General features: G+C 63.8%; 7 protein-coding genes. 3 read left to right on the top strand and 4 right to left on the bottom strand.

Annotated elements, in window-relative coordinates; all coding sequences use genetic code 11:
• The 3 genes from Q4F91_RS11750 to Q4F91_RS11740 form a co-directional block, all read right to left on the bottom strand.
• Window positions 1-1,128 (bottom strand): hypothetical protein (locus Q4F91_RS11750; protein ID WP_303337907.1); only part of this gene is annotated, 1,128 nt, incomplete at its 3' end.
• A 237-nt stretch (window positions 1,129-1,365) separates the two neighbouring features.
• Window positions 1,366-2,019 carry a LexA family transcriptional regulator gene (locus tag Q4F91_RS11745; RefSeq protein ID WP_303337906.1) on the bottom strand — a complete coding sequence of 218 codons (654 nt, stop codon included), beginning with the start codon at window positions 2,017-2,019 and terminating at the stop codon, window positions 1,366-1,368.
• A gap of 109 nt (window positions 2,020-2,128) precedes the next feature.
• Window positions 2,129-2,713 carry an IS607 family transposase gene (locus Q4F91_RS11740; RefSeq protein WP_303337905.1) on the bottom strand — a complete coding sequence of 195 codons (585 nt, stop codon included), beginning with the start codon at window positions 2,711-2,713 and terminating at the stop codon, window positions 2,129-2,131.
• Here Q4F91_RS11740 and Q4F91_RS11735 point away from each other — a divergent pair.
• The 3 genes from Q4F91_RS11735 to Q4F91_RS11725 all read left to right on the top strand — a co-directional run bounded on the left by Q4F91_RS11735 (window position 2,697) and on the right by Q4F91_RS11725 (window position 8,325).
• Entirely contained in the window at window positions 2,697-3,110 is a 414-nt protein-coding gene (locus Q4F91_RS11735) for a hypothetical protein (protein WP_303337904.1), read from the top strand. The two genes, Q4F91_RS11740 and Q4F91_RS11735, sit on opposite strands and share 17 nt — an antisense overlap.
• A 295-nt stretch (window positions 3,111-3,405) precedes the next feature.
• A complete protein-coding gene (locus Q4F91_RS11730) occupies window positions 3,406-6,681 on the top strand; it encodes a S8 family serine peptidase (RefSeq protein ID WP_303337903.1) in 3,276 nt (1,091 codons plus the stop codon).
• 288 nt (window positions 6,682-6,969) lie between these two features.
• Window positions 6,970-8,325, top strand: a complete 1,356-nt coding sequence (locus Q4F91_RS11725) for a hypothetical protein (RefSeq protein ID WP_303337902.1) — start codon at window positions 6,970-6,972, stop codon at window positions 8,323-8,325.
• Window positions 8,326-8,358: 33 nt separating this feature from the next.
• Here the strand turns inward: Q4F91_RS11725 and Q4F91_RS11720 are convergent.
• Window positions 8,359-9,575 (bottom strand): helix-turn-helix domain-containing protein (locus Q4F91_RS11720; RefSeq protein WP_303337901.1); only part of this gene is annotated, 1,217 nt, incomplete at its 5' end.

The raw sequence follows: 9,575 nt of genomic DNA, 5'->3' as shown, positions 1-9,575 counted from the left end.
CCGGATACGCTTCGCCCTCTCCGGATCATTTGAGTTCTCCATGAGCGCATAAAATTGATTTCGTCCACGAAGTATCTGATCCAGAATTTCCGCTTTTTCCGCAATTTTTTTGCCGAAATCGACACCGAAACGTTCTCCCTTTGAATTCGTGTAGACCTCGGTATAACCAAGATCAAACGACTCGCAGTACCAGTGATCCGCCGCGACCGCAGGAACGCCGACCGGTTCCTGCAGCACACGTTTTTTATCAAGCGGGAAGAGCACATGCAGATACAGGCACCCGCTGTGTGTTTTTATCAGCATGACCTTGCTTCGGATCGTTGACATGCCCATCAACGGCACGCGGACGCGCTTCCAGGGACGGGTCGTCATAAGCCGGATGAACTGGACATTCTTCTGGCCATCGGGATCAGCTTTAACCCCAGTGCTCCAGCACCCTTCGTCAAACCAGACGGAACGCTCCGCTGTGGAAACCGGGTAGCGTCCCTTGACGCGGTTCGCAACGGTGCGGATGCGCTCGCAGAGCCACCAGCGGTTGGGGATGTCCGTGCTGTTTTCGCCATCAACAAAAGGCGCGGACCGGCCGTCCATCACATCAAAGAAGGGAGTGTCGAGTTTCGAGAGAATTCGATCGACGTACTTCCGGCGAGGCTCGGGAAGTTCCCGGTACCAGTCTTCCTTGTAGACGGCCACTCTCGTTTCCTTGCGGGCCTTGAGCCAGTAATTGCGGACAAGGACGGCCGCCGCATGCAGGGCGAGTTTCCAGTGGCGATCCTGAAGTTTCACCGGAGGCTGATACTTCTTGAGCACCAGAGCGTCACGGATGTCCCACCAGTCGTTCACGCCGATCAGGAAGCGGCGCCACTCCCGGCGCATGAACTCCTGGATGAAGATGCGCTTCATTTTGTTGAAGAGCTCGAAGAGTTCATCAATGATCGCCAGATCCTCGGCGGAGAGCGCGCTCATGTCGACCTTCCGCACCACTGTGCGGTAACTCTCACAGTAGTCATCATCAATGAACTCCGTGACACATGAGATCGGAAGCTCATGGATCAGCGATGCCACAGCGTTGAGTCGGAACTCGTGCTGAGCGGGCATGTTGAGCTGTGCGTCTTCGGCCGTGGTCATGAATCTCCTCCCATTGATGACTGACAGCAACCTTCCGTGAAGCTCCTCCATCGAGACGGAGACCTCCTGAAGAGGAAGCTTCAGGAGGCACGGCAAGATTTGTCTACGAACAAAATTTAGTTCGCAGATTGATCATACGTGAAACATAGAGGTACCGCAATAAGATAGATCTAAGTGATAACCCTATGGTAGCTGTATCTCCCTGAGGTAAATCTATCTTCTATCCATCGAGGAACCTCAGAGGGGCCTGGCCGTGATGACGGAGACCAGCCGTCCGAGGATTGCGTGGCGGTGCTCAAACTGATCGTAATCGACGGTGTACGTCTCGTAGCGGGGGTTGTCGCTGATCACGCGGACATCGTCACCGATGCGCTGCAGCCGCTTGATGAAGATGTCCCTGTTGCGTGTGAAGGCATAGATGGAGTCAGTGAACACATCCGTGACCATCGTGTTGATGAGAACCGAATCCCCGTCCTTCAGTGTCGGCTCCATCGAATCCCCGTGCACACTGAGAATCGCGAGGCTGCGTTCATCGCCCGATCCCGCGTATCGCTGGACCCAGCGGTTGTTGACCTGCATCATCTTGACGGCCGGCGTTTCCTTCAGCATGGACTGCTTCATCGGATCGGCTGGGGCATCCGTGTCCGCCTGATAAATCCTGACGAAGCCCTCGGCCTCGGGGCTTCTTTGGAATTGGTCATCCCGCCCGGTCAGCAGCCAGGTCGGGGACACGTCCAGCGCCTCGCAGATCTTCAGAACCATGGGGATGGACGGCTGATTGCGCCCGGTCATCCAGGCCGAGAAAGTCTGAGGATTCGTGTTGAGTTCACGGGCGAGGGAGGCCTGCGAACGGTCCTTGCGCTTGAGTAGTTCCTCTACTCGCTGCATCATTCCCATAATCATTCCTGTATATAGATATCGTGGACATGTAAAAATGTACACTATAGCGATTATACTTTTCGAATGGGAGTGCAGGAGCAAAGCGATTCAGTCAACAGAATCAACTGTCAGGGTTCATGCTCCGGTGCTTCTTCCGATTGCTGTGCGCTCTGCGGCCATACATCCGGGCGCAAAACACTGTCATTAGAGTGGTGACATCCTTGACGAGCTCAAGTTCGAAGGAAATCTCGGGAGGAGCCTCGACAACCCTGAGCTCGGTTTTCATCCTGGAGCAGATGAATCTTATGAGCCCAACCCCGAAGCGCAGGAGTCTGTCCTCATGGAGCACGACGAGTGTGCTGACATGACCGTCAAGCAATCGTCGCAGAAGTGCCTTGAGGCCGGGTTTGCGACAGTTGAGTCCTGATCCGATGTCGGAGAGCACCTCGTCGCAGCCGAGTTCCTTCAGACGATCGATCTGACGCCCGAGATCTGATCTCTGATCATGTGAAGAGACTCGCGCGTAACCTACGATCTTCCTTGATTCGGTATCTACCTTGATTCCCTCGTCCGGATGACGGAAGCGCCTGTGGCCGCCGAAAGTCCGCCCTGCGAGTTCAATGTAGCCTTTCTCAACCCAGCGGCGGATCGTGCTCGGAGAGACTCCGTAATGTCTGGCAATGGTGGAGATGCTGCACAACGTCATGGCGGCCTCCATTTTTGAGGTCGGGGTAGATATTGTAATTTCTCATTCGACTAGTTTAGCCCCTCAGGACGATGAAGAACCCATGACCCGCTATACCAAACACAAAAGCCATCCGCTGATCGTCATAGATCCGGCGGAGATGGCGGAGTTTCCCTCGGGAAGGGCAGAAAGAGCTCTTTGGTTCGAAGAGCGCATGGTGAAGAGCCCGTGGAGGATGGACTCGGCTCCTCTGCGTGACTGGAAGACGAAGTTCCCCGCCGACTGCAGGCGCTTCCGGCGGTTCGAATCCGTTCCCGTGGTGATGACCCAAAACGACGCGCTGCTTGATGTCAAGGGCGAGGAAGTCCGTTCCGGGGATAACAATCCTGGATATTCAATGAAATACGGACTGTTCTGACAGGGTTTCCGACGGAGACACTGGTTGACTCATGATCCGGTACAGTATGGATCCGGCTCGTCAGCGGGAAGAACCAGCCTGTGGAATCGGTAGCTGCAACCGGCGGGAGGAGATGATGGAAGAAGTTCTCCCGCCTCCCGGTCCGCTTTTGCCCGACGGCAAACGACATCCCGTGCCCTTGGGATGAGGAGCCTGTAAACAGAGCGGGGCGCCTTGTCCCCGGAGGCTTCGGAGCAGAAGGACTTCTCCGGGAACCTAGAATTCAGGATTCCCTCAGTCATCTCCCTCACAGCTCATGCTTAAGCGATCCCTCCTCGCGACAGCCGTCATTGAAGCCGTCGCCCTTGCTTCCTTTTCCCACCCCGTCAGCGCCGCGGACGCGGAGAGCTTCCGCACGGCGGAGTACCTCGCCACTCCGGGCGCGCTCGACATGATCCATGCGGCCGGTGCCTACGCCCAGGGTTATACGGGCGCGGGCGTCACCGTCGGCGTCGTTGATCAGCCGGTGTACCTTGACCACGCGGAGTTCGCGGGCAAGACCGGCTCCTACTGGATCTGGAGCTCGTACTCGGCTGACTATGACTGGGCGTCCTATTTCCACGGCACGCATGTCGCTGCCATTCTCGCCGGTCAGAAGGACGGCTCGGGCATGCACGGCGTGGCGTTTGACGCCGACATCATCAGCGCGCCGAACCTGCAGATCGAGTCGGGCGCCGTTGATGCGCTGAAGAAGCTGCGGCAGACGGGCGTGAAGATCGTCAACAACAGCTGGGGGGCGTCCTCGTACCTCGACACGGTCGCCTGGACCGCCGAGCTCGGGCAAAGGTTCAGCGCGAGCCTCGACGTGCTCTTCGGCGCGCCGGGCTACCTCTCCGAGCTTGAGGCGATGCTCGCCGAGGACCGCACGCTGTTCGTCTTCGCCTCGGGCAACAACGGGCACGCCTCGACGGAGCTCCCCGGCTCCTACCTCTGCCGCACCGAGGGCTGGCGCTCGCTCCTGAGCGTCGTCGCCGTGAACTCCCACGCTTGGGGCGAGAAGGGCACGACCGCCACCAATCTCCTGATGGGTCACACGGACGCGGCGAAGTTCGCCGAGGAGAGCTCCATCGCGTCGCCCGGCTATCTCATCTACTCGGCGGTGAGCTCCGGCACGACCGCCTACGCCTCCTACTCGGGAACGAGCATGGCGACGCCCGCGGTCTCGGGCGTCGCGGCGCTCGTCAGCCAGGCGTTTCCCTTCCTCGAGGGCGACGAGCTCGCCGACGTGCTGCTCTCGACCGCGGACAGCACGTTCGAGCTCCCGACTTTCACGCTCAACATCCAGGTGGACGAGAGCGAGGTGAGCGACGACTCCCGGATCTCCCAGGTCAACATCTACTACTTCGGGTCCGGCACGGTCTCCGACGAGAAGGTGGCGGAGGATCTCCGGCAATACTACGAGGAGAACGCCGAGTACCTGGAGTATCAGTTTGGGTTCACCTCCGTCGATGATCTGCTCAAACTGCAGCGCGCCGTCTACACCGACACCCCGCGCGAGATCGTCTTCGGCCAGGGCATCGTCAACGCCGAGGCCGCCGTGAAGGGCCTCGCGGTGCTCAATGCCCGGCGTCTCACCAAGTCCTCCCTCTCGACCGACTACGTCTCCACGGGCGAGGCGCTCTACACGGTGAACACCAAGGGGTACTCCGCCGAGTGGAGCAACGACATCTCGCAGAGGAAGGCGGGCTACCTCAATGACGAGGAGGGCACCGACGAGGACCTGAGGCGCATCTACCGCTTCTACCTCGCCTCGGACGAGAAGCTCGCTGAAATTGCAAAGTACTACGGCGAAACGGCCGTGGCGAACGGCGCCCAGTACATCGAGTGGTACAACAGCCGCGTCGCGGAGAACGGCCTCGCCGGTCTCAACGTGGGCCTCAAAAAGACCGGCGACGGGACGCTCACGCTCTCGGGCACCAACACCTACGAGGGCACGACCGTCGTCGCGGGCGGCACGCTCTCGATCGCAAAGCGCGCGGACGGCACGGGCGGCGAGCTCACGGCGAGCTCGGTCGTCGTTGAGAGCGCGGGACGCCTCACCGGCGACGGCACGATCGTGAACACCGTGACGAACTCGGGCACCGTCTCGCCCGGCGTCGGGATCGGCACGCTCACCGTGGGCGGCTACACCCAGACGGCGGACGGCGTGCTCGAGATCGACTTCAATGCGGCGGGCGACCACGACGTGCTCGCCCTCACGGGTTCAGCAGGCCTCGCCGGCACCCTCAACTTCGCCCCCGTGACCGACTACTACCGCACGGGCTCGAGCGTGACGGTGTCCGACTATCTCACGAGCACCTCGGAGGCCGCCGCGGCTTCCGAGGAGGGCACGGAAACCACCGGCAGCGGCTTCAGCGCGGTGACGGCTTCCTTCGCGTCGCCCACCCTCGCGATGACCGTCACGGGCGACGACGCCTCGGGCTGGACCATCACCGCGGGCCGCGCGGCCGGTGCCTACAGCCGCTACGCATCGGACGCGGCCTCGGCCGCCGTCGGCGCTGCGCTCGAGAGCGCGGCCCTGGAGGAGGAGAATGCGCTCTCCGGCCTCATCACGGCGCTCGACTTCTCGAGCGCGGACGGCTCGGCCGTGCGCTCGGGCCTGAGGTCACTTTCCCCCGTCTCGCGCACCGAGCAGGTGGAGGCCGCCTTCAACCGTGTGCGGCTCGTCGGAGCCCTCGCGCTCGAGGAGAACCGCATCGGCGCGGCCCCCGACAGCTGGCGCGTCTCTGTGCGCCCCTTCGGCGGCGGCATGAACGCCGGCTGGCGCGCGCGTCACTACGGGCTCCTGGTCTCGGGCGTCACGTCCGCGACGGAGAACCTCACCGTGGGTCTGCACGGAGCGGCGGCGCACGAGCGCGTCACCGGCACGGGCACGGCCGTCTCGGGCGATACGGTTCTTGCGGGCGCGACGCTGCGCTGGGCACCTGATGCAAAGGAAGGCACGGTGGTCACGGGCGAGGTGCTCGTGGGCGCCGATGACTCGAAGACCAGACGCGTCATCGCCGCGGGCGGCTGGTCCGGAACGGCGGAAAGCTCGGAGACGGCCTTCACCGCGGCCGGGCGCCTCGGCGCGGGCTGGATGCTGCCGATGGGCGGCCTCACGCTCGAGCCCTTCGCTGCGGTTGACCTCGCGCTCTGGCGCATGCCCGACGTGACCGAATCGGGGAGCGACGCTAGGCTCACGATGAAGAGCGAGATCTTCCGCTCGGCGCGGCTCTCGGCCGGCGCGGTGGTGAGGGGGATGTCGCAAGACCTCGGTCGCTCGGCCGTCCGGGGCGAGGTGCGCGCGGCGGTGAACCGCGAGCTTCTCTCGCGCGCCGGGCGCGTGAACGCCTCCTTCGGCGCGCTCCCGGGCACGGGATTCACCGTTGACGCGGACTTCCCGGAGAAGACGAGCTTCGAGCTCGCGGGGACGCTCGCGGTCGCGGACCGCGCGAACGGGTTCGAGCTCGGTCTCACGGGCGGGTCGGAGCTCTGGACGCGGGACCGCTACGGGTTCTTCGGCGGTCTCTCGGCGGTGTGGCGCTGGTAGGCGCACGAAGCGCAAGAAGCGCACGAGGGCCTGGCATCAGATCCAGGCGGGAAGGGCGGGATTCGGACAGTTCACCGGGTCCCGCTTTTTTCCGAAGCGTCACTGTTCCCGGGCACATTGCACCTCCCGGCCGTGAGGGGATTCGCCTCACGAATTCTCCGTCATCCGCCGTCGCCTGCAGGCACAATGTCATGGAGGCGGCCGTGTCCACGGCACGGGCCGCCGTTCTTTGATCGAATTCAGGCCGTCCCCGGGCTTCATACGGGGGAGGCCGGGGAGAAATAGCTGATGAGAGAACTGAGTCAGCACCGCAGAGACATCCTTCTCGACTTCGCCGAGAACGCCTCCGGAGTGAGGCAGCATCTCACGGAGATCTTCGGCGGGAAGGATGCGGGAACGGTGCTGCAGCTCATCCGCTTCCTCAACCTCAACCGCGAGCACAAGCTCATCCCGGCCGGTGAGGAGGTCGCGGCGATCTTCCCGGGCGGGGACGCGGAGGCCTCGCTCGTCGAGTTCCTCGGCAGCGTCTGCGGCCGCGAGGATCTCGAGCGCGCCTTCATGGAGCGGCGCATCGCCGCGCTCAATCCCGGCGGCCGGCAGCTGCTCGCGTTCGAACACATTCTCTGGGACCTTGAGTCGACCATGTTCGACGGCTGGCGGAACATCCTGATCGTCTACACGATGGACTTCGAGGTAGTCGGCTACTCAGTTCCTCTGCACGGCGACATCGGCCCCGCACCGTTCGAAACGGCAGTGGAGAGCTTCGGCGATTACAACCCGAGGCCCTGCTTCGTGTCGCCTTCCTTCGACGATGAAGCCTGGTTTCATTACTTCCTGAGGGGCTACCACCTCCCGTACCTGCTTCTCGACTGCCATGTCCCGGGACTCGTGGCGACCGGTGAACTGAGCAACGGCCGTCCTTGCGTTGCCGAGGGAGATCTCGCTCAGCAGGGTTCCGAAGACGCGGACATCATTGAGACGGACATCCACCTGCCTTTCTCCGCGGGCGGCCTCGGGCCGGAGCCGCCGTTTCACACCCGCGTCCGGATCGATCCGATTTTTGACGTGGAGCGATCCCTCAGAAAGTGCAGGGAACTCAGCGCGGAAGTCGAGCGCAGACTGCACGAACTCAACGAAACCGACGGGACGCCTCCGGAAGAGGACGAACTCGCGGACGTTTTTGTGCAGCAGGACGGCGCGTGGCGGATTGACGAGTTTGCCTTCAGCAATCTCATCAGAAGGCAGGTCGGGCGTATCCACGCCACGAACGTGGACTTCTCGTGGGGCGAGATCTACGACATCAAGCGGGCCTGGGAGGACCAGACCCAGGACTTCTTCATCTGGGACGAGGACGAGGTCGCGTACTTTGACAAGGAGGGCCGGCTCGAGCAGTCGCCGGCGCTGAGAGGGCGGCTTTTCGTCGAGTTCGCCGCGGAGTGCGTCTCCGCGCACGTCATGCGCAGGTTCCGCGCCGTCGTCGACCGGCTCGGGGGCGACCCGGACCCGGTGGCCTGCGAAATCCGGAAGATCCTCCCGCAGTTCAACTTCTTCGACTTCGAGGATCTCAATACGCTCGGACATCTGAGCGACGCCGCGTTCGAGAGGCTGCGCAAGGAGTTCGTGAAGCCGCTTCAAGCGGGCTGACGGGCCGCGGGGCAGGCGCGGCCCGCCTGAGCGTCACTCCGTCGTCCCGGCTTCCCTCGTCCGGAGCCATTCCTCCGCCGCTCGCTCAAGCACCACGGGAATCGGGCACTTCCAGTCGCCCGTCTCGACGCCGTGCAGAAGGAAGGCGGGCGAGACGCCGAGGATCGCCGCGGCCGTCCTCGCCGTCGCCGGCACGCTGATGACGCCGAGGCCCCCCGCCCAGCGGGTGACGGTGCTGACCGACGTGCCCAGCAGCCGGGCGAATTCCTTGAAGCCGAGCCCGCGGCGCTCCACCAGGGCCCTGAACCGCTCCCTGAAGGCCTTCGGATCGGGCTCGGGCGGGAGCACCGCCGGCGCTCCCTCGGAGCCGCCCCGGAGGAGCCACGCGGGGTCGACGTCGAGCACCGCTCCGATTTTTTCCGCGAAATCGGCCGAGGGCGAGATGTCACCGGTCAGACGCCGGTCGAGCATCGTGCGCTTGTTGCCCATGAGCTCCGCGAGCTCGCCCGTGCTGACGACGCGGGCGCGCAGCACCTGCGCGACCCGGTCGCCGAAGCCTTTGGCTTCTGCCCTGCGCGCCTCCTCGAGGGCCGCGGCCGTGCCCGCGGGGCCGCCGAGGAGGAGATGGTCGGCCGTGGTGCGAAGGACCGTCGCAAGCTGCGCGACCTTCGGCCGGCGCGGCATGGCGTCGCCCGCGAGCCAGGACGAGAGCGTGACGGGCGAGATGCCGGTCCGCGCGAGGAGCTCCGCCTGAGAGACGCCGCAGTCGGCCATGCGCACGAGGAGACGCCAGGCGAAGGCGCGCCTCGCCGCCGGATCCGAGGGATCCGCCGGGGGAATGGCGCTGACGGCGGGATCGTCGTTCCCCTGCGACGCGGTCGTGAACCATCTCGCAGCGTCGGAGCGGGTGAGCCTCGCCGCACGTCCCCAGAGGAGGCCCGACGGACTTTTTCCCAGCACGGCGGCCATGTTCACGAGCTGCGCGGGCGAGGGAAGGAGCTGCCCGTCGAGCATCCGCATGAGTTCACGGGGTTCGAGCCCCATGCGGTCACAGGTCTCGGCCGGCGTGAGGGCGGTCCTCGTCACGAATTGCCCAAGCCGCGCGCGGAAGGCCTCGCGCACGCGGTCTCCCGTGGGATCGGCGAGGATCTCGGCGGGCCAGAGCTCGCCCTCGCCGGGGAGCTGAAGGCGCGAAGCATGCTTGAGAACCGGGGCCCCGGCGGGAGCGGAAGAGGAGGCGGAGGAGGAGG

Origin of the sequence: Sutterella sp. (assembly GCF_030539355.1) — a bacterium.
Taxonomy (GTDB): Bacteria; Pseudomonadota; Gammaproteobacteria; order Burkholderiales; family Burkholderiaceae_F; genus Sutterella.
This window is presented reverse-complemented; position numbering and strand designations above follow the sequence as displayed.

Bases quoted from the DNA above. Each gene is read 5' to 3' on its own strand.
- Q4F91_RS11740 (WP_303337905.1), bottom strand. From the start codon at position 2,713: ATGACGTTGTGCAGCATCTCCACCATTGCCAGACATTACGGAGTCTCT.
- Q4F91_RS11735 (WP_303337904.1), top strand. From the start codon at position 2,697: ATGCTGCACAACGTCATGGCGGCCTCCATTTTTGAGGTCGGGGTAGAT.
- Q4F91_RS11745 (WP_303337906.1), bottom strand. From the start codon at position 2,019: ATGATGCAGCGAGTAGAGGAACTACTCAAGCGCAAGGACCGTTCGCAG.
- Q4F91_RS11730 (WP_303337903.1), top strand. From the start codon at position 3,406: ATGCTTAAGCGATCCCTCCTCGCGACAGCCGTCATTGAAGCCGTCGCC.
- Q4F91_RS11725 (WP_303337902.1), top strand. From the start codon at position 6,970: ATGAGAGAACTGAGTCAGCACCGCAGAGACATCCTTCTCGACTTCGCC.